This window comes from Chryseobacterium pennipullorum (assembly GCF_003384725.1).
Lineage (GTDB): Bacteria > Bacteroidota > Bacteroidia > Flavobacteriales > Weeksellaceae > Chryseobacterium > Chryseobacterium pennipullorum.
The window spans coordinates 507,233-528,437 of record NZ_QNVV01000001.1 but is presented as its reverse complement, the minus strand read 5'-3'; the positions used below and the strand labels follow the sequence as shown (position 1 = coordinate 528,437).

General features: G+C 38.9%; 18 protein-coding genes. 12 read left to right on the top strand and 6 right to left on the bottom strand.

Annotation, left to right across the window (positions count from 1 at the left end):
- Positions 1-76: 76 nt before the first annotated feature.
- From DRF67_RS02430 to DRF67_RS02400, 6 genes are all read left to right on the top strand, one after another.
- Positions 77-796: a hypothetical protein gene (locus DRF67_RS02430; protein ID WP_115926251.1), complete on the top strand. Its 720-nt coding sequence runs from the start codon at positions 77-79 to the stop codon at positions 794-796.
- Positions 797-1,213: 417 nt separating this feature from the next.
- On the top strand, positions 1,214-2,371 hold the full coding sequence (locus DRF67_RS02420; RefSeq protein WP_115926247.1) for an RHS repeat domain-containing protein: 1,158 nt from the start codon (positions 1,214-1,216) through the stop codon (positions 2,369-2,371).
- Between the two features lie 7 nt (positions 2,372-2,378).
- On the top strand, positions 2,379-3,086 hold the full coding sequence (locus DRF67_RS02415) for a hypothetical protein (protein WP_115926245.1): 708 nt from the start codon (positions 2,379-2,381) through the stop codon (positions 3,084-3,086).
- A 208-nt stretch (positions 3,087-3,294) separates the two neighbouring features.
- Positions 3,295-3,693: an RHS repeat domain-containing protein gene (locus tag DRF67_RS21760; protein WP_317047989.1), complete on the top strand. Its 399-nt coding sequence runs from the start codon at positions 3,295-3,297 to the stop codon at positions 3,691-3,693.
- A gap of 5 nt (positions 3,694-3,698) precedes the next feature.
- Positions 3,699-4,022, top strand: coding sequence for a hypothetical protein (locus DRF67_RS02405; RefSeq protein WP_115926243.1), 324 nt, complete (start codon positions 3,699-3,701; stop codon positions 4,020-4,022).
- 500 nt (positions 4,023-4,522) lie between these two features.
- A complete protein-coding gene (locus tag DRF67_RS02400; protein ID WP_115926241.1) occupies positions 4,523-5,767 on the top strand; it encodes a hypothetical protein in 1,245 nt (414 codons plus the stop codon).
- Between the two features lie 62 nt (positions 5,768-5,829).
- Here DRF67_RS02400 and DRF67_RS02395 read toward each other — a convergent pair whose 3' ends face one another.
- From DRF67_RS02395 to DRF67_RS02385, 3 genes are all read right to left on the bottom strand, one after another.
- Positions 5,830-8,313 carry an AsmA family protein gene (locus tag DRF67_RS02395; RefSeq protein WP_115926239.1) on the bottom strand — a complete coding sequence of 828 codons (2,484 nt, stop codon included), beginning with the start codon at positions 8,311-8,313 and terminating at the stop codon, positions 5,830-5,832.
- 51 nt (positions 8,314-8,364) lie between these two features.
- Positions 8,365-10,818 carry a DUF5686 family protein gene (locus DRF67_RS02390; protein WP_115926237.1) on the bottom strand — a complete coding sequence of 818 codons (2,454 nt, stop codon included), beginning with the start codon at positions 10,816-10,818 and terminating at the stop codon, positions 8,365-8,367.
- Between the two features lie 442 nt (positions 10,819-11,260).
- Positions 11,261-11,731 (bottom strand): hypothetical protein, encoded by a 471-nt coding sequence (locus DRF67_RS02385; RefSeq protein ID WP_115926235.1) that lies wholly within the window; start codon positions 11,729-11,731, stop codon positions 11,261-11,263.
- A 455-nt stretch (positions 11,732-12,186) separates the two neighbouring features.
- Between DRF67_RS02385 and DRF67_RS02375 the strand changes: the two genes are divergently transcribed.
- Positions 12,187-14,076, top strand: coding sequence for an amidohydrolase (locus DRF67_RS02375; RefSeq protein WP_123912697.1), 1,890 nt, complete (start codon positions 12,187-12,189; stop codon positions 14,074-14,076).
- A 222-nt stretch (positions 14,077-14,298) separates the two neighbouring features.
- On the opposite strand, the gene DRF67_RS02370 is transcribed toward DRF67_RS02375, so the two are convergent.
- Positions 14,299-14,817 (bottom strand): GNAT family N-acetyltransferase, encoded by a 519-nt coding sequence (locus tag DRF67_RS02370; RefSeq protein WP_115926229.1) that lies wholly within the window; start codon positions 14,815-14,817, stop codon positions 14,299-14,301.
- A gap of 98 nt (positions 14,818-14,915) precedes the next feature.
- Positions 14,916-15,386, bottom strand: coding sequence for a GNAT family N-acetyltransferase (locus DRF67_RS02365; protein ID WP_115926227.1), 471 nt, complete (start codon positions 15,384-15,386; stop codon positions 14,916-14,918).
- Positions 15,387-15,478: 92 nt separating this feature from the next.
- Between DRF67_RS02365 and DRF67_RS02360 the strand changes: the two genes are divergently transcribed.
- Positions 15,479-16,375, top strand: coding sequence for a LysR family transcriptional regulator (locus tag DRF67_RS02360; RefSeq protein ID WP_115926225.1), 897 nt, complete (start codon positions 15,479-15,481; stop codon positions 16,373-16,375).
- A 99-nt stretch (positions 16,376-16,474) separates the two neighbouring features.
- Here DRF67_RS02360 and DRF67_RS02355 read toward each other — a convergent pair whose 3' ends face one another.
- Complete coding sequence (locus DRF67_RS02355; RefSeq protein ID WP_115926223.1) at positions 16,475-17,263, bottom strand: PhzF family phenazine biosynthesis protein; 789 nt, start codon at positions 17,261-17,263, stop codon at positions 16,475-16,477.
- A 390-nt stretch (positions 17,264-17,653) separates the two neighbouring features.
- Here DRF67_RS02355 and DRF67_RS02350 point away from each other — a divergent pair, with 390 nt between their 5' ends.
- Genes DRF67_RS02350 through DRF67_RS02335 form a run of 4 tightly spaced genes read left to right on the top strand, consistent with a single transcriptional unit; the run spans position 17,654 to position 21,205 of the window.
- Positions 17,654-18,313 (top strand): MarR family winged helix-turn-helix transcriptional regulator, encoded by a 660-nt coding sequence (locus DRF67_RS02350; protein ID WP_115926221.1) that lies wholly within the window; start codon positions 17,654-17,656, stop codon positions 18,311-18,313.
- A 42-nt stretch (positions 18,314-18,355) separates the two neighbouring features.
- Complete coding sequence (locus tag DRF67_RS02345; RefSeq protein ID WP_115926219.1) at positions 18,356-19,846, top strand: phytoene desaturase family protein; 1,491 nt, start codon at positions 18,356-18,358, stop codon at positions 19,844-19,846.
- A gap of 1 nt (position 19,847) precedes the next feature.
- A complete protein-coding gene (locus DRF67_RS02340; protein ID WP_115926217.1) occupies positions 19,848-20,684 on the top strand; it encodes a phytoene/squalene synthase family protein in 837 nt (278 codons plus the stop codon).
- A 56-nt stretch (positions 20,685-20,740) separates the two neighbouring features.
- Positions 20,741-21,205 carry an SRPBCC family protein gene (locus tag DRF67_RS02335; protein ID WP_115926215.1) on the top strand — a complete coding sequence of 155 codons (465 nt, stop codon included), beginning with the start codon at positions 20,741-20,743 and terminating at the stop codon, positions 21,203-21,205.

Sequence of the window (21,205 nt, the reverse complement as noted above, 5' to 3'; positions counted from 1 at the left end):
TTAAATGGACTTAGTCCATGGCTATATGCTAAAGAGTTTTTGATCAATTAGAGAATATTTTATATTTATAAACTGTTTGAAAAAGGGTAAGTCTTCAAAAACAGGGAAGGTTACCAACGCTTTTAGAAAACTTATAAGTGCAGCATATGAGCCAAACTTCTCGAGGTTTGATTTTAGTAAGTCTGGTAAGCTGCAAGAACCGGGAAATCCATTTGTTTTTATGATTGGAGGTGCAGATCTAGCATTGGGACTAATGGGGAAATCAGAAACTACATTAAGCATTGAAAATACCCTTAAAAAAAATAGAATGAATGTTTCTTCATATAATCACGATTACTTTGGAAGTACATCTGATGTAACTCAGGGATTCGCTAATTATATAGCTGCTCAATATTCTATATTAAAGACTGATGTAATCCTTTATGGTTATAGTAGGGGAGGTGTAGAAGTAATGGAAGTTGCTAGATTACTAGAAAAGAAAAATGTGCCTGTAAAATTAATGGTTTTAGTGGATGCAGCAAATGGACCGAATTCTGATAAAGTAAATAGAGTAATTTCAAGGAACGTTGAACATGTAATTAATTATTTTCAAACGGATGGTGGGTCTAATATTTTACGGTCACATGGCGCGCGCGCGATAAAATCAAACTCTGGAACAATTATTCAAAATTTTGATGTGACAGGAAGTTTCTTCTTTCCGGGAGGAAGTACAAAATCTTCCGTAATTAATCACTCAAATATAGATGAAGCATATCGAAATGAAGTTATTTATAATATTTTAAAATATAAAAGATGAAAAAATGGATTTTAAAAATTTTTTATTTTCTACAATTATTAATTCTAATCCAAAATATACAATTTATCATATTTTATTTTAGCAATTATAATGTGTTTTATAGTTTAGGAAGTGTCTTTAGCGCTTATTTTTTCTTTTTAAATTATCTTTCAGGAGTTATATTGTTCTTTTGGTCATTTTTCTATCTTAATAGATTTAGGTTTTTAACTATTTTGTTTATGCTAAATATAATATTTGAATATTTTCTTGTGTTATATCTTGTAGGTGACTCATTTTGATTTAGAAAAACGTTGCGCATTCTATGACTTTGAGCTGACAAAATTAAACCACTGCAATCGCAGTGGTTTTTACCATTTGCTAGATAAAACCGTTATATTTAGCAGTATAAAGACCAATTAAACAGACGAGTAAAAGAGAATTTTTTGCGAAGACTGCGAACGCAGGTCAGTAAGGGTAAGTTTCGCGAGAAACAGCGCAGGTTCTCATGAAGTTACCGGAACCAATAATTATGATCCATTTGGGTTAAACCATATTGGAGGAGGTAATATTTCACCGTTTTCAGGCTACCATTCGTATAAGTTTGGAGGTAAAGAGATCCAGGAAACGGGAATGTACGACTTTGGAGCAAGAATCTATATGCCGGATATCGCAAGATGGGGAGTGATAGACCCACTGGCAGAGATGATGAGGAGATATAGTCCTTATAACTATGCCTTCAACAATCCGGTAAGTTTTGTAGATCCTGATGGAATGGCACCTCGTCAGTTTGCAATGCCAACAGATACTAAGCCAGATGCTCCTTCAGGTTGGATCAATCCTAACTGGATAGGAAGAGGTGGGGCACAATTTGGGAGTATAGATACAGCATATAGTGGTTATGGTAGTGGTGGTGGTAATGGAAATTATGGAAGTGATGACGCTATTTACTTAAATACAGCAGAAGGTATTATGTTTGGGCTATCTTATTTCGGAGAAGGAAGAAGTGTGGAAACATTATTTGAATTCATTAAACAGCTTAAAAAAGTAGGAATTGAAGATCCTGTTAACGGTAAGCCAGCTTTTACAGATCATGAGAAAATAATGAAAACAGGATTTATTTCTGATGTTGCAGGACGGCTCTTTGTTGCAGGGAATACTAGTGCAGATAGTAAGATTTTCTTTAAAGAGACAAATAGTTTTCTATACAAAGGTAAATCTAACGGTTTTGAAATATTAATAAGTATGAAAAATATATCGAGTCCTCTCGAATACGCTTATATTATTGGACATGAGTTGAATCATTCAATTACACATTATTTCCAAGAAACATTCTATGATACTATCAAATCTAACAAGAATAATCGAACAAGCAGAGATGCTTTTGGCTATTTTAACGAATATATTTCCTATTCTTGGGAAACAAAAATGGGAAATCCTAATATATCAAATTCTTGGGATTATACATACAGACAACATGGAGCAGAAAGAATCCCTGCTAATTTCAGATATTCTCAAAGCTCCATTATGCGTGTACAGGATAATTTGAATAATTTAATGAGAGCTTACATGCAATTTTATAATAATCTTAAAAAATAATTTGGAAATGAGAAAATTGCTTATACTATTAAGTATTAGTTTTTATACTTTTTATAATTCACAAATAAAGCTTGATATCCTTGTTCACGAAAAGATAAGTACAGGGAAATATTTATTAAGAATAACTGTTAAAAATCAAACGAATGATTTTTATGCACTTCCTCTAGATAAAACTGGCTTTAAGGCATATTATTCATCAGAATACTGTGCAAGCCAAGAAAGTGAATATTCATATAAATATCTTTCTCCAACAATTATGTTAAAAGATAACTCAAAAAATCAGTTTATTGAAGCTTCTAGTAAAATGATGGATTTGGTAGAAAATTATAAAGATGAATATTCGAAAAATATGGGTTTTAGTGATAAGGAAAAAGAAGAATTAATACTTAAGTGGAAAAATAAAAATTCTATTCAAACAATATCTGCTGCTCAAAAAAATTATTATCTAGTAAATAACTTAGTCTTGCTTAGACCTAATGAAGAAATTGATTATAATGTGGAACTGGATATGACAGGAATACCACGTTTAGATATCAAAGGTGAGTATGATTACTATTTTTTGGATCATAATAAGTATGCACTATCATTAGATCTTTGTATATTAGAAAATGTTTATATGGATTTAACAAAAAGACAGAAAGAAAAACTAAAGAAATATAAGCTTTATGGAGGCACTATAAAAAGTAACACTTTTTCATTTGAAGCTTACAAATAATAATACAATTATTACTCCTGCTGTACAAAGTCTTAGGCTTGATCCGATAAAATTGACCACTGCAATCGCAGTGGTTTTTACTATTTATATAAAACCCTATATTTACCAGTACAAAGATCACCTAGGCAATGTACGGGTAAGTTTCGCGAGAAACAACGCAGGCGCTCGTGAAATTACTAGAACTAACAATTATTATCCTTTGGGTTAAATCATTGGAGGAGCGAATATTTCACCGGTTTCAGGCTACCATTCCTATAAGTTTGGTGATAAAGAGATCCAGGAAACGGGAATGTATGATTTAGGAGCAAGAATCTATATGCCGGATATTGCAAGATGGGGTGTAATAGATCCACTGGCAGAAATGATGAGAAGACATAGTCCTTATAACTATGCCTTCAACAATCCGATAAGCTTTATAGATCCGGATGGGATGGCAACACATCAGTTCACGATGATAACTGATACCCGTCCGGATACAACTTCGGGATGGACTAATCCCAACTGGTTAGGAAGAGGAAATAGTGATGGATATGACTATGGAGCTGTTTTAGGAGCAAAAGTAGAATATGTTTCACCAAAAAAAAAGAATAGGAAATTAAAACATTAAAAAAAATGAAAGATCTAATTTATAACAAAATATATGAATATGATCCAAAACTGCTTGCTTGTGAGGTGTCTTATTCAAATCGTCCAATAGAGGTGAGTGATCTGATTATGTCATATAAAGCGAGAAATAAAATGGCTAAAGAAAAAAGTATTGAAGAGTTAACATTAAAAGTCTTAAATAATTTATCTAAAATTAAAAATAGAACTATTGAATATGTAAAATTTGTTGTGGTTAGAAAAGATAATATTAGTAGATTATTTTTTTTTAATGAAGATTATTCTGAAATTTTTTTTGATTTTATACTTCCAACAAATAAGAGTTTCATATAGCATAATAAACTGCCATTCTAAAAAGGTCCCCGTTGTAGAAAACTTCTCGCTTGTGCCATTGAATAAAAATAAAAGCCACTGCAATTGTAGTGGCTTTATTATAAAAAAACCGTTGTTACCTACAAAGACCATTATGACAGACGAGTAAAAGAGGACCTTTACGAAGGCCGCGAACGCAGTTCAGTAAGGGTAAGTTTCTCCAGAAACAGCGCAGGTGCTCATGAAATTACCGGAACTAACAATTATTATCCATTTGGGTTAAACCATATTGGAGAAGCGAATATTTCACCGGTTTCGGGCTATCATTCCTACAAGTTTGGAGGAAAAGAGCTTCAGGAAAAGGGAATGTATGACTTTGGAGCCAGAATCTATATGCCGAGCCATAAAGTTTAATATATATTTAATACTGAGGTCATCCCGATACAAATGAAATCCGGTAGTTTCGCTGGAGATTTATAAAAAACAGGGCATAAGATATCTTATGACTAACTCAACCAACTATGATTCAAAAACAGATACTCGGATGGATGCTGATGCTTGCGATGACAGGCATCGGATGCCAGGATCAATTGACTTCCGTATCCACAGGGGAGGAGCTTCCGGCAAAACTCAATGCCAGCAGGACAGCTGGAGAGGTAAGTGTCAATCCGTATGTAGACACCAGTACTTATATCAATTCTGATTTTAGATTTTTAAATCCGGCTCAGATCAACAAAAACCGGCAAGCTGTAGGCGGTAATGCGTATACGGAAGTGTATGGGTTCAATATTCCCGAAGAAAACCGGGTGCGGGGAATCCGCTGGAATACTGATGATGAAACTACATCCATCTGGCGTCCGCAGGGCATAGCCGGATTCTCTAAAGACGGTATCCGTTACCTCTTGGTGAGCTGGTATGCAAAGGATGATGCGGAGCATAAAGGTTCCCGAATTACCCTGATCGATATCAGTCCAAGTTCAGCTACCTATCTTACCTATCGGCATATCCTGCTGGTGCAGCCTGACATTCCCGCTGCTACCACAGCCTATACTCAGTACGGCTCTTATGCCCCGCTGAAAGTGCATGCCGGTGGAATTGCCTATTTCAAAGGGAAACTGTATCTCAGCAGTACCAATCTGGGGGTCCGGATATTCGATCTGAATAAATTGATTGAAGTAAGCACAGGAGATGCCGCCAGTGATAAATGCGGTAAAGATGCCAACGGTAATTTATTTGCCTTCAATTATCGGTATATATTGCCGCAGACCGGGTATCACAAGATCAATAATGCCAATCCGTTCTCTACGATACAGGTGAATGATGAAGGCAATCAGCTCTGGACCGGGCAGTATTATGCGGGCAGTGCTGATGCTTCCATTGCTCCAAAAGTCTTCGGTTTTCCCGTTGATGCCAGCGGAACGATTCAAAATTCCGGGATTGTTACCGTAGTACCTAAAAATAGTCTTTTTGCCGATAATCATGCCCATGGCATCCAGGGGGTGTTCCGGAAAGGCAACAGGACCTGGCTTTCCTGTACCGGATCACCAAGCAATTCATATGGCTCCAATGCCAGGCTCGCACGATATACCGACGGTGCTGATAATACCGTACGTTACCGTTGGCCGTATGGTGCAGAATCGCTCTATTATGAATCCCAATACGGTTACCTGTGGAGCCTCACAGAATATGAACCCAATGCCGGAGCGCAGAATGGAAGCAAGGTCAACCGGTGTATATTTGCTGTGGATTTTTCGAAATATGAATAACCAAAATTCAGCGGAAGAATTATACAGCATACCAGAGCAAGTCTTAAGGGAGAAAAATCCTATTAAATCAGATATTTCTTAAGCCCTTCCATGATGCCCTGCCATAAGGTGTTGAAAAAGCTTCTGTTTGGGTCACGCTCTTTTTCAACTTCTACGTGGTTGGGCTCGCCTTTGGAATCGTTTCTAACAAAAATATTGGCGATGGCGGTCAGCAGCTTTCTCTCTTTCCCTGTGTTTTTGTTCATAAAGTTCACATGCATGTCGGTATATTTGAAATAAAAATTACCTCCAATTTTACTGCTGTTTCCTTTATAATCAAATTTCAGGTAATGAATTTTTCCGTCAAGCGTTACATTCAGGTAAGGCCTTACAAAGAGATTGGCATTATCTACCGAAAGATCTTTGATGATTCCGTTGATGGCATAGTCATCATTTTTATTGGCCACATCAAACTGCCAGTGGACGTCTGTAGGAGCATCTCCAAAAAACTTAAAGTCAGTATCTACTTTTATCATAGTAGGCTTTCCTTTCATTTTGGCGCTGTTTACGTTGGCGATTTTTGCGTTAAATTGCTCAAATGTGATTTTCCCGGGAATCTGTGCCTTCTCCGCAATTTCTTCATAGACGAGCTTTGAATTTTTAATGTCTACCTGTCTTACATACAACGGGAATTTTACATCACGAAGTTTTTTGCTGAACATATACCGGGCACTGTTATCATCGGGTGGGGCAAGATCGTGGTAAATATTACAGTCTATACCGTCCAGCACAATATGATCCAGGTCTATGCTTGTTTTTCCGCCTATTACCGAATTTTTATCCGTTATACTGATTGACTTCGCTTTAATGGTATAAAGATCTTCCTCTACGGCTATCATCCTGTTGAACTGATTCCTTGAGTATTTGGGTAGAAATGCAAAATTACTGATGTTGGTGGTTTTGCCGGAGTTCTTTATATGATCTGCTTTCAGGCGATAATACTTTCCGGCATCCATGTCAATGGCCTTGGCCGTTATCAGATTTTTACTGTGAAAAGGAATTGCCTCTTTCAGGATGTCTTTGTTTGTTGTAACCGTATTCAGGTTCACATTAAAGTTTCCGATCTTCATTTTCTGAATGCCCTGCTGTTTTTGGCCGAATGTTCCGTTAATAACGTTCAGTGCTCCGAGTTGTAGGGTAAGATCAGGGGCAGGACCTTGTTTTTTTGAAGGAGCTTTCTTCTTATGAGCTGCGGCAATAATCTGAATATCGGGAGCATAGATATTGATCGCATTCAGCTTAAGCTGCAGCTGCTGTCCCACAAATTTTGAAGTATTGTTCAGGATCTCAATCTTCTCTGTTTTAATGTTGAAAACATCTTTTGTTGTGCTGCTTCCAATGGCCTGGAACTGTGCGTCATTAATGAAAATATCAGCATTATCAGAACGGATTGTCTTAACGCTCACCGCCTGTAAAGGATCTACCTTGAAATAGATATCCTGAAGCTCAATATTGTGGGTAGAAAATGCAAAAGGTACTTTTTCTTTCACAGTGTTTTTGTCAAAGACAATATCTTTCAGGTTCACATGGAAGTTCTCTATAGAAGCTGTTTTTGTTTTATCCTGTTGTTGGACCAGCACAGAACCCTTCTGCAAATCCAGGTCTTTGATTCCGATTTTCAGATTGACTTCTTTCGGGTTTTCTTTTACTGTTTTTTTATTAGTAGAGGTGACAGTCAGCTGTGGTTGGGCAAATCTGGCTTTATCAATAATGAGGGAGTCCTGATCAATGATGAAGTTCTCAGCAGAAAGCTGGCTGACTTTCAGATCGAATACATTTTTAGCATTATACACGGCCGGACTTTCCACAGGCTTCAGATGAAATGCCGAAATATTCAGCTGCTTGTTTTTTGCATCGATCTTATCTGCAGAAATGGTATAAAAATCATTGACGGTGATCAACACATCATGGGCATCGATTTTAAAATCTTTAAAGGCCACCGGTATTTTGGAAACATCCTGGCTCTGGCGGATATCCGTAAGCTTGATATTGATGGTTTTACCGGTAAAAAGATCTTTTTTATCACTTTGCTTTACGGAAATATTACCATTGTTTACGAGGATATTTTCAATACCGAAATCTACTTTCTTCTGTACTGAATCCTTTTTCTTTTTAGATTTGCCGAGAACCACCTGAATGTTCGGGTCCATAAGCTTCACGGTATTTACTTTGTAGGATTTATTGAAAATAGCTTTCCATATCCCGAAGTTTTCAACCTGAAGACTTTTAATATTCCCTGATATCCTGGTTACGGCAGAATCACGGGTTGGCTTGGTTTTGATCGTTATGGTATTGGCCGAAATATCACCCTTGAAAAGATTCATATCAAAATCCTTGAGGGTTATCTGATATGGAGTTTTTTCATTGATGAGGTCAGGTAATTTATGTTTAAGGTAAATGTTCAGCAAAAATGGGAAAATAAGGGAGATAAAGACCACAATTCCCAGTACGATCAGTATGGTTTTTCTTCTTTTCTGAAATTTTGGCTGGCCTGATTTTTTTTTCATGTTTGTTTTTTTTGGTAAGGATGATGAGGAATAAGGCTGTTGGTCCTGTGTTTAGAATCCTAACAATTTAAACTTAAACTGGATCGCAAAATTATCTTTAAACTTCGGGGTATTGTAGTAGCCAACCCGGTAGAAAAATCCTAAGTTAAACTGGGAGGATAAGAAATTATTCCATTCAAGTCCCACTTCATTATACAAATGGTCCAGTTTCTTGAAATCGAACTGATGAAATTCCGGGTTTTTCATATCACCGATGGTCCCTCTGTAGATAAGGTCGAAGCTTGACACATTTTTCCCAAAGCTTTTGAAATACCACGGCAGCCTGTGGGTAAGATAGGCCCCCACAAATTTATCATTATAATACCTTCCGCCTTCCATGGTGGCGAAACCGAGATAGGAAGTTAGGTTGAAGTTCAGTCCTTCTCTTCCGTTACCCAATCCGTTTAGGGTAAAGTTTTTCCATACCGGAGCATCACCGGTAATCAGGCCGCCATAAAGCCTTACCCCTGTTACCCCAAGCTTTGTTTTGAAGTTGTGAACAAATAGCGCATCAAACCTGCTGAAATTAAAATCACCGCCCAGGGCTTTGTATCCCTGCTCATAGTTCAGATAAAGTTCAGGAAGATTCTGCTCATACGTATATTTTCCGGTAGGCGTCATAATATTCTTTGAATTCGGGGAATATTTTAGGGTGATGGTAGACGATGCAATATCAAACCGGTTTCCGAGACCTTTAAAATTGTAATCAAATTTTGATTCTTCCTGCGTTTTTTTTGCCGAAACGTTGATGGTCAGTGCATTGGTGATATCATTTTCATAGCTCACCCTTAAGCCTTCGTAGCCATAGAAAACCCCATTATTCAAAGCCACTCCGGAATTCATTATTTTCATTCTGAAGTTCCATAAGTTTTCAGAAAAACGGCCGGCTGCCATCACATCATTGAAATATTCAACCCGGAAAAATGAATTTTTCTCAAGCGTGGTACGAAGGTCTACCCCTGCACCGAACTTCCAGTCTTTATCATAAATACCATAGGCAAAATAAGCATCCGGAGAAATATACCTGCTGAACTTTTCATTCAGCTTGGCTCCGGCTCCAAGCCGGAAATGCTCGTATTTGTTGTAGCCGACTATTTTTGAAAGGTCGAAATCTACCATTCCCAGCCTTATTTTACCCTTCAGCAATCCGGTTAAGGCTTTTGCTTTCTGGTTCAGCTTATACTTGCTGCTTAAGCTGTCAATTGTTGTATACGTGGCTGCTTCACGGGCGGTAAGATTTTCTGTACGGTACTGATCGATGCTGGTTCCATCCGAATTTTTTACGCCAATGGTATAACCTCTGAAATCCTCCGGTTTTTCCTCAATCGGTGTTTTGAAATCAAAATAATCAGCAGTAACAAAAGCGTAGCTTCCAAACCTGGTGGTATTCCTTTTATCCTCTTCCTTCTCTTCTTTGCTTTTGTTTTTATCTTTCTTATCATCATTATCAAAGATGGTGGAGGTCATTTTCATCTTATAGTTTTCCTTCACAAGAAACCATTTGTTATCTACTGGTTTCCAGATACTGGTAATGCTGCCTTCACTTTTTACTTTGCTGTTGCTTTCAATTTTTTTCAGGGCATAGGTTTCTTTGTCTACATAGAGATACCCGTTGAATTTCCGCTGCTTTACAGTTCGTTTGTAATCTACCTGACGGAAACGGATGACATAATTCTGCCTTCCTTCAATTTCTATAGAATCTGTCAAAAAGAAACGGTAAAGGTTCCTGTTTTCTTCCCGGATCTCTTTGGGGATCTGGTTTTTATTGGACCGGAAAGTCATAAGTTCATAGATCGGGTCTTTGATACCCGCCATCTTATTGTCCAGGATATTGATTTTTTCACCGTATTTTTGGGAATACAGGGTCTGGGAAGCCCGCTCCCACAGAAATATTTTACTCTCACCCAATAGCTTCATCAGGTTCACAGATTGCACAGAATCTTTTTTCTCCGCAGCTTTCATAGGACGTTGTGGAAGTTTTTTTAACGAGTCTATACGGTTGGCAATATAGGCATTGTACGCATTGATGCTGTCTTCGTCCAGATCCAGCGAAATTTTTTCATAGGATTTATAGGAATAGGAATCCAGGCTCTGGGGAGAATTCTGCTTGTAGTTTTCATTAACTTTCCTGAGAATTTCCAAGGCTCTGGGATCACTTTTGTCTTCCAGAACGATAGCCTGAATATTTTTGACATTAGGATCAGCCTTGGGAAGGAAGACTTCCATCACTTTGTCTACCACTGCATCCTCCTCCTGAAATCCGTTGGCCGAAATTTCTACTTTTTTACATTTTGTTTTGAAATTCAGGGTTCCTGTTGCATCTGTTTTGCCCAGCACCTTATTGTTGCAGGAGACCGTTGCACCAGAAACAGGAGACTGGTCTCCGGAACTTCTGACGATCATTTTTGATTGTGAAAACACGCTGAAATATCCAAATGATAACAGCAGGACGAAAATTTTTTTCATGCAAAGTTTTTTTTTGACGGTGTAGTTTTAATCGGCTTATAATCATTCCTTACGACCAAAAATAACCAAATCGTAGATTACAAACTAAAGAAGCTGTGGCAAAAAAGGTGCCGTCTGTATTTTCATTGCATTTAAACAGAAAAATTCTCTTTGATTAAGCGCTTTAATACCAGTGTTTTAAATGTCTTATCATTTGGTGTCAAGCAATTCGTCAGTGATCAGGCAGGTGATGACCCATATAGCATTGCAAAAGATTACTCTGATGGAAAAAGGCTTTTAGATGATGGTGTTGTTTTAGAGTGTTTGATCTGTAATAGAAGAACCACATGATACCATCGTGCAGTAGTGGGGGGATTCGTACGGGAGCGGAGAAATTAAACTATAGTACCCACTTCATTAATTTCTGAGCAATGGTTTATACTTCTATAAAAATGTGTTAAAATTAGCGGAGAAGATACCAGACGGTCGCAGCGATTCCGGCATAAGCAGTAACCGTAATAATATCAGCGATGGGTTGTGAAAAACGTTTTTCACCGATTTTCTCTCCGTTGATCTGACTTTTATGGAATTTCAGCGTTTTATTTGGGTTGCGTACGGGATGTGCCACCAGACTGTCACTTTCCCAACGGTCAACAATGATCTTATAGCTTCTGCCATCAGCATGAATTTTAACATTTTTACCGGGGGTAAGTTTGTCCTGAACATTGACGGCCACTGGCATTGGCTGTGGATTCATGTTTTGTGGATCAGCGGTTGCGGTGTTTATTTGGGCAGAAGTATTGCTGGCAGAAACGGCATTCCTTTTAGAATCCTGCTTCGTGGCGGTTGCTGTATCCACCTGTTTTTTTACCTGATAAGTATAGCAGCTGGTAAGAGCGAATGATATAATGATAAGATAAATATTCTTTTGCATTAGCCAAATTTAAGAATTAAACGGAATATTTGGCATTTTCTTTTAAAAGATGCTGGTATTTTTAGGAAAATTAAAGGCTGGATGCTGAAATAGGGAAGGCTGTATCAATATTATTCCATTTTGTGGCTTTAACCATGAAGTTCATCAATGCAATCTGTAACTCATGACTTTTCAGTCAGCGTTCAGTCAGAAAATTAATCTATACTAAGTGAAAAAAAATACCGGGAAATAATATTTTTTATTATTTTTATAAAATAAACTAATACCTGAAAATAAATGAAAAATATTAATGCATAATAATTTATGTAGGTGTAATATTCTTAAATTATTCATTTTTAATTTTAATAATGTAATTAATTTTTCTTGATCGGCAGCCTGCCTTTCTATAGCTTGTATCATTGAAAAATAAGAAGAATAAACTCAAATTAAACAAACACTTTAATCCAATCATCTTTATGGAAAAATCACACCCACACAGCCATGGCTGTACGCACTGCGCCTGCAACAATCCTGTTTTGAAAATTCTGAAAGAAGAACTTTTCAGTCCGGAAAATCTGGCAAAAATGAAGCCGTTTTCCGGAGCAAAGATCAAAGCAAAACCACAGCCCATTATGATCAGTGGGGGAACCATCCGGCCCATGATCGGCGGATCAACAGACGTCGTTGAGGCCATTGGAATTGCTGACGGACATGTGGTGGCAACCGGTGACAAAAAAACGGTAAAAAAAATAATGGACCAGAAATTTCCGGGATATCAAAAAAAAGAATTGTCCGGAACACAAACCTTACTTCCTGGCCTTATAGAGCCGCATGTTCACATGGTGCCTACTGCCATGATGGCCGACTGGCTGGATGTAAGTCCGTTTAACGGACAGGATTTACAGCCAATTTATGATCTTACTTCCGTAGGGGCAATTGTCAACAACAACATTCCCAAAATTCCAGGCTATGTGATCCTGGGAAGGGGGCTGGATCCGTCATTAATGCCTTTTGTGGTGAAAGCAGACGGTACCAAAGAACTGCAGACAATTGATAACACCGTACTCGACAGTATTAATGACCAGGAACCGATCATGCTGTTAAGCGCTTCTATGCATACGCTATACCTGAATACCAAAGCGCTTCAGCACGTTTATCAGCATAGTGACACGCTGAAAAATCAATATAAGTCTGCTGATGAATATATTCTGGCTACGCGCGGTCAGCTGCAGGAAAGTCCGGAGATGACCCCGGCATTAAAGGTGGTAATGGTTCAGATTATTGCCATGAGCATCCATATCAATAAATACCTCACTGAGCTTTTCCAGCTGGCAAACTCCAGAGGCGTTACCTTTATGTATGATGCCGGACTGAATAAAGGATTCGAGAAACTCTTGTCGCTGTATTTTAAGACCCATCATGAATGGGTGAGAACTGGTGGGGCCTACATCTGTTCCAGCCAGGAAGAAGCAGATCAGTTGGATGCTTATACAGAGCCGGACAGGTACAAGCCTGTCTATTACGGACACGTGAAAGTGGTTTCAGATGGCTCAAATCAGGGACTGACCGGCTATCAGAGTACTCCTTACTTATGTGATCCTGCAAATAATACCGGAATCTTTAATTTTCCGCAGAATGGTATTCCCGCTCATACAATTCCGCCAGGATATAATACCCTGATCAATACGGTGGTGGCCCGTAAAGGCTGGCCGCTGATGGTTCACGCCAATGGCGACCAGGCGGTAACATTTGCCATCAATGCTTATCAGCGTACGCTTGCCCAATACAGAGGTCCCGAACTTCGTAACCGTATAGAGCACTGCTCGCTGCTGACAGCCGATCAGATTACCAATATGGTACAGATGGGGGTTTCACCCAGCTTCCTTATTGGCCACGTAGGGTATTGGGGGTATGCTTTTAAAAAAGTAATATTTGGTGAAAAAGCACAGATGCTTGATCTTTGCGGTTCAACGCTGGCCGTTGGGATGAGAATAACCCTGCATAGCGATAATGAAGTAAGCCCTTTGGGACCTCTGAGAATGATGGAACAATCGGTCACCAGAATTATGGAAAAGAAAACCACCAGCATTGAAGTTTTAAACAGCTCCGAATGCCTTACCCCGGAGCAGGCCCTGATTGCCGTTACATATGATGCCGCATGGCAATGCTATGCCGACAAGTGGGTAGGTTCATTGGATAAGGGGCTCTTTGCTGATTTCGTCATATTGGGGCAGGATCCTCTGTCATTAAAGACGCAATCTTCACAGTATATGAAAATGCGGAACATTCCGGTATTGGAAACATGGGTGGGCGGTATCGCAGTATATGAGAATCAAAATGTAAAAACAAAGACTGAAAAAGTCTGATTTTTCACATCATAAAATTACCGATCGGTCAAAAGTTGATGGGTTGCTAAATCAATAATTAATCAGAATAGAAAAAATTAATCAGAATAGAAAATAATCTATTCTGATTTTATTTTTTTACAGGCTTCCCTTCGACTGAAGGGAGATGATCTTAGATTTCAAGGCAAAAGTATAATAGAAAAAAATCGTTTCTCCACAACTTTTGTACCTGATCCATTTTCATCACAGTATTTTTTTCATCATGATATCGGTTTGCTCATCCTTGCCGAGTTTGAATAAATGCTTGTCGAACGGGACAAAACCGTTCTTTTCGTAAAAGCGGATAGCACGTTGATTATTTTCCCAGACCCCCAGCCATAGGTAGGAAGAATGAAGTTCCTCTGCGATCTGAAGGGCTTTATTAAATAATAGTTGACCTGCTTTTTTACCGTGAAAGGCAGATAGCAGGTAGATGCGTTCGATTTCCAGTGCTTTTTCATCCTGCAGCTCAGTCTGTGACCGGCCTGTATTCAATTTCAGGTAGCCGATTACCTGACCTTCCGATAGGGCAAAGTAAAACATTGAGGTGGGCTGGCTGAGTTCTGTACTGAGCTTTTCAATTGAAAACCCTTCCTCAAGATACTGAGCCATATCCTCTGGAGAATTGGTATCTGAAAAGGTTTCAGAAAAAGTCTGTCTTCCGATTTTCTGTAAGGTATCGATCTCGTGAGAGGTTACTTTTTTAATTTCTATATTTTCCATTTTTTGACGGTATAATAGTTATCGTAATGCTTGGTGATCTGCATCTTATTCACCTGCAGATGCTAAAGGTTGTGTTTTTGGGTTTGTTTCGGGTGAAGCTAAAATCTTAGATTAAGGGGTAGGGTGAACCGTACCTTATCCTTTCCTATGCCACCCAGGCGCTTATAAAATTGTATAGCGCGTTCGTTAAAATCTGGTGTCTGCCATTGCATATTGACGCAGTCATTTTCTTCACCGGTTTTTTTTACCCAGTCCATGAGGTGTTTACCGATTCCGTAACTGCGGTATTCGTCTTCGATATAAAGACAGTCGAGGTATATGAATTTTGCTGCATCCCAGGTAGAATAGTCGAACGTATAGGTGGCATACCCGATCACCACTCTGTCCACTTCAGCAATGACACAGGTAAGAAATACCGGTTCTGTAAACAGTGCTGCATGCAGCTGTTCTTTCTTACCTTCGGGGCTGTAATGGGCTTTCTCAAATTCAGCGTGCTTTCCGATCAGTACCAGAAGTCTGTCCAGATCTGCTGGTGTACAAAGCCTCAGTGTATAAGCTAACTTTTCCATGTCTCATCTGTTTGTAAATCACTGCAAAAATATTTGATTATTTAATGTTTAAAAATGCTATTTTTTCATATATTAATGCATAATTTGCATTAATGGATATTCAACAGATCAGATACTTCTTAGTTCTTGCTAAGGAACTTCACTTTTGGAATACGGCGGGTAAGGTAAATATTACCCAATCTGCTCTTTCACGCCAGATCAAAGCGCTTGAAGAAGAACTGGGAATTATGTTGTTCGAGAGAAACAAAAGGAATGTAAAGCTGACTCCGGCAGGGACATTCCTCTATGAAAAGTGGGCACAGGTCCTTAATGAACTGGATTTTTTCAATGAACATGCAAGGCAGATACAATTGGGAGAGGTGGGAACGTTGATCATTTCGCATCCGGATTCGCTATCAGCGTCTTTTTTGCCAGACGTGCTCAGCAGAATCTCAAGCAGCTATCCCGGTCTAAAAATTGAGCTGCTTCAGGTACGGTATGAGGAGCAGGAAGAGTTTTTGAGAAACTACAAGGTAGATCTTGCCATCACAAGGGACCTCACGATTGCTGAAGATATTGCTTCCGAAAAAATGTATTCGGATCATTTGGCCATTGTTGTTCCTGAAAATCATCCTTTCCGTTCAGTAGAAGATATTACCCCCGAAGCTTTAAAGCTTCAGAAGTTTATCTTACCCGGGAAAGGTGAGGGCAGTAGTTATATCGGGCTGATTCAGCAACTGTTCAGGTATTTTGAGGTGTCTCCCGATGCAAGTTTTTATTCTGAATTCGGATCTGCTATTATAGCTTTGGTCAGAAATGGGTTAGGTATTGCGGTATTGCCGGATTCCTATGCATTCCACGAAAGCCCCGGTATCCGTTTTATACCCACACATTTTCAGTCCGGTCTGTATTTGAATTGGCGGAAGGATGACCATCATCCCGTGTTGTCCAATATATTGAATGTCATCTTATCACATTATAAGTCAGGGCGTGATTTGGGAGAGCAGTAACCGATCATCTTACTGAATAATAATCCTGTCTAAAAAAATAAGCGCCAGCTTAGAAGAACTGGCGCTTATGGTATGCTGTACATCCTGGTCAGAAGAATATTATTCTATCCATAGATGGCCCTTGGAATAGGTTTTTGCTTTACCTGCTACAATAATCCTTTCATTTTTGTTTTCACAGTAGAGCTGGCCGCCTCTTTCTGATAGCTGACGGGCAAAAAGCTGATCTTTTCCCAGCCTGGAGGACCAGAAAGGAATGAGCGAACAGTGGGCAGAACCGGTTACAGGATCTTCAAGAATGGACGCCTGCGGTGTAAAATATCTTGACACAAAATCACTGTCTGTCCCAGGTGCGGTGACCACCACACCTCCCGGATCCAGGTTGATAAGGTCGAATAAAGATCTTTCAATGCTGATTTTTTTGAGGTCTTCCTCAGACTCATAGACCAGAACATAGTCTCTTGATTTGAATACCTCTTTAGGCTGTATATTGAGTGATTGCCTTATATTATCAGGTAGACCGGATGGTTCAGGCATTCTTGAAGGAAAATCCATATAATACATTCCGTCTTTTACATTCACTATCAGTTCTCCACTTTTGGTTTCAAATAGGATGTTGTTGTTCGGGTAGTTTAAGATGGAAACCAAGCAATGAGCCGTAGCAAGAGTAGCATGTCCGCACAGATCCATTTCTATTTCCGGGGTGAACCATCTCAGATGAATGGTATGGCCGTTATCAATAAAGAAAGCGGTTTCTGCTACAGCATTTTCCCGGGCTATTTTTAAAAGGATCTCATCGGGTAACCAATTTTTCAATGGAACAACACATGCAGGATTTCCATGGAATATTTCTTCTGTAAAAGCATCGATCTGATATAATTCTAACTTCATTATTGAGAATAATTTTAAGTCCATAACAAAGATAGTCTATTTCCTGTACAGACTTTGATTTTAGCGTTGCTCCTATGAGATAAAGCTGTTCAGTGCAATACCAACGGAATTTCTTCTTTAGCGTCTCATTATGAGTTGAGATAAAAAGTTGGTGTATTTATCATCTAAAATAAAACCTGCTGTCCGGCATGTTGTTTCAGTCATATTTTTTTGTAATAGATGAGGATTTATTGTGCTGTAATACAGCTGTATAACAATGTTTTTTTTTCAGTGACAGGATGATTGAAATAGGGTACAACATTGCTGAAACGCAATAAATTAAAATAAAAAGTGTATTTATATACTTTATTATATTTTAATAAAGTATATTTGTATACCAAGTTTAAAAATATGAATTTTAATCTTTTGAAACCAATTGTTGAACTTGTCCGGCAGTTCATGGAAGAGAATAACGGTAATGCTTCATATGGCAACGACCTTCAGGGATTTACAGAATGGGTTAATGCTTTCCGTCAGGAGGATTCTGTATCTGAAGAGCCTCACTGGTTGGGAAAGGAGATGGGAAGGAGTTCAGACAGTGTCATTAATACTTTATTGGTAAGAATGGGTAGATATGCAAAATCATACTCCAGATCGGCAATGGCCGGCTCAGGGTTCTCAAGCCAGGACGATTTCATTTATCTTATAAGTCTGAGATCTGTGGGGGCTATGTCAAAAATGGAATTGATAAGACATAATGTACAAGAAAAACCTGCTGGTATGCTTATTATCAATCGTCTGATTCATAAAGGCTGGGCTGAACAGACTGTTTCTGAGCAAGACAAGAGGATCAGACATATCCGCATTACGGAGAAAGGGCTTAGCGTATTAGACCAGCATATGGATGAAATCAGGAAGGCCTCCCGTGCCGTCATTGGAAACCTAACGCATTCTGAACAAATGCTGCTGATTGCCTTACTCTCAAAACTGGATTACTTCCATTATTCTCTTTATTGTATGAATCTGCAGGCAATGGATTTATTGGACGCCGCCTATAAAAAACTGAACTGAATAAGTAGCAAAAGTACCTGCTAAACGATCAAAAAAATAATAATGAGTACTGAAAACATAAAAAAGAGAATAGCCGTCATAGGTTCCGGATTTTCCGGATTGTCTGCTGCTGCCTATGCTGCAAAGTCGGGTAATGAAGTGCATGTATTTGAAAAACATCATCAGCCAGGGGGACGGGCAAGACAATTTAAAACTGAAGAAGGATATGTTTTTGATATGGGTCCCAGCTGGTATTGGATGCATGATATTATGGAAGGATTTTTTCAGGATTTTGGAGTGGAAGCTGATGATTTTTTTAAACTGGTCTCCCTGGACCCTCAGTTTGAAATGGTTTTCTCAGAAGAAAAAATTGCCATTCCCCAGAAAAATGATGAAATCCGTGAATTATTTGAAAAAACAGAGCCCGGAGCCGGCCGGCAGTATGATCGATTCATGCAGTCTGCTCAGTATAAATACGAGGTGGGAATGCGGGATTTTGTGACCAAGCCCTGTTACAGCTGGCTGGAATTTGCTTCTTTAAAGATCGCAGCCAGTGCGGTGAAACTTGATCTTCTAAGCAATTTCAGAAAATATGTATCCGGCTATTTTTCTGATCCAAAGCTCAGATCCCTGATGGAATTTCCGGTGATATTTCTGGGAGCTTCACCACAAAATATTCCTGCGTTGTACAGCCTGATGAATTATGGCGGCTATGTGTTGGGAACAAAATATCCGATGGGAGGCTTTTATCAGCTTGTTCTTGCGATGAAGAAGGTCGCAGAGCAACAGGGCGTCATCTTTCACTTCAATCACGACGTCCGGAAAATAAATACAGATAATGGAAAGGTTACATCCATCACGATAGATGGGAAGGACCATGAATTTGATGCCGTTATAGCCTCATCCGATTATCAGCATACAGAAACATTAATTCCGAAGTCACTCAGAAATTATAATAATGCGTATTGGGAATCCCGAACATTGGCCCCTTCCTGCCTTATTTATTACCTGGGAGTAAAAGGAAAAATTCCTCATCTCAAACACCATACCCTGTTTTTCGAAAATGAACTGGATGATCATATAGACTGTATTTATAAAAATAAAAAATGGCCGTCCAAGCCTCTCTTTTATGCATGCTGCCCTTCTAAAACAGATCCGGATGTAGCCCCTGACGGTTGTGAAAATCTTTTCCTGCTCTTACCTCTGGCACCAGGCATACATGATGATGAGGCCACCAGGGAAAAATACCTGACAGAAATGATCGGAAGAATAGAAAAACATACAGGCGAAGCTGATCTTATTTCCCGATTCGAATACAAAAGAAGCTACTGTGTCAGCGATTTTATTTCGGATTATAATGCGTATCAGGGAAATGCCTACGGACTGTCTAATACTTTATCACAAACTGCTGTTTTGAAACCCACGATAAGAAATAAAAAAATCAAAAATCTTTTTTATACCGGTCAGTTAACCGTTCCGGGACCCGGAGTGCCGCCATCGGTAATTTCGGGGAAAATCGTCGCCGCAGAAGTCAGTAAACTAAAAATAAAATAATATGAAAAAATTGTTTGATGAGCTGTCTTACGAGGTCAGTAAGTACACCACACAAAAATACAGTACCAGTTTTTCATTAGGAATATTGGCTTTGAAGCCGTCCATAAGACCTGCTATTTATGCGGTATATGGATATGTACGCCTTGCAGATGAGATCGTTGACAGTTTTCATCACTACGATAAAGAAAAGCTTCTGCATAGATTAAAGACTGAAACGTACCACGCGCTGGAAGAGGGCATATCGCTCAATCCCATTCTGCACTCATTTCAGGAAACAGTCCGTCAGTATGATATTGATATTCAGCTTATCAATCAGTTTTTACACAGCATGGAAATGGATCTGCAAAGGGTAGATTACAATTCTGATCTGTACAATGAGTACATCTATGGATCTGCAGAAGTGGTGGGTCTTATGTGCCTGCAAATCTTTACCGGAGGAAATAAGCAGCAATATGAGGAACTTAAGCCATTTGCGATGAAGCTCGGCTCGGCTTTTCAGAAGGTCAATTTTTTACGGGATCTGAAGGATGATTATCAGGTGCTGGGACGTACTTATTTCCCGGCTGTGAATATGTCTGTATTTGATAACAGGGCAAAAGTTCAGATTGAACAGGAAATTGAAGAAGAGTTTAAAGAAGCATTACAGGGAATTAGAAGACTGCCCGGTTCATCTATTTTTGGAGTTTATCTCGCCTACCGGTACTATCTGTTACTGTTTGAAAAAATAAAAAAGACCAGCTCTCATCACATTTTACAGCAAAGGGTACGAATCGCCAATTCACAGAAAATATTGGTGGCGTTCAAAAGTTATATACGGTATAAATCTGCCTATTTGTAAATGCTTAATGAGAAAAATACTGTGGATGATGGTCAGTAATAATCAATAAAAAAACAATGAGATACAGATTGTACAGAGAACAGCAATTGAGTTGTGACAGGGAAACAGCATGGACGTTTTTCTCGTCCCCGCATAATTTATCTGAGATCACTCCGGAAAGCATGAATTTTGTGGTGCTGTCGGATAAGAATGAGCCTGTTTTTAAGGGCATGGAAATAGAGTACAGGGTTTCTCCTCTGTTGGGAATCCCGATGCGGTGGAAGACCGTGATCAGCCAGGTGGATGATTATAAAAGTTTCACAGACTTTCAGAAGGAAGGCCCGTACAAATACTGGAACCACTTTCATGAGTTCATTCCCAACGAAAAAGGGGTTTTAATGAAAGATACGGTGGACTATGAGCTGCCACTGGGGATTTTTGGCAGGATAGCCCATCAGTTATTTGTAAAAGAAAAGCTCAAAAGTATTTTCGACTTCAGGTACAGGGTATTGGATGATCTTTTTAACAGCACACACCATTAG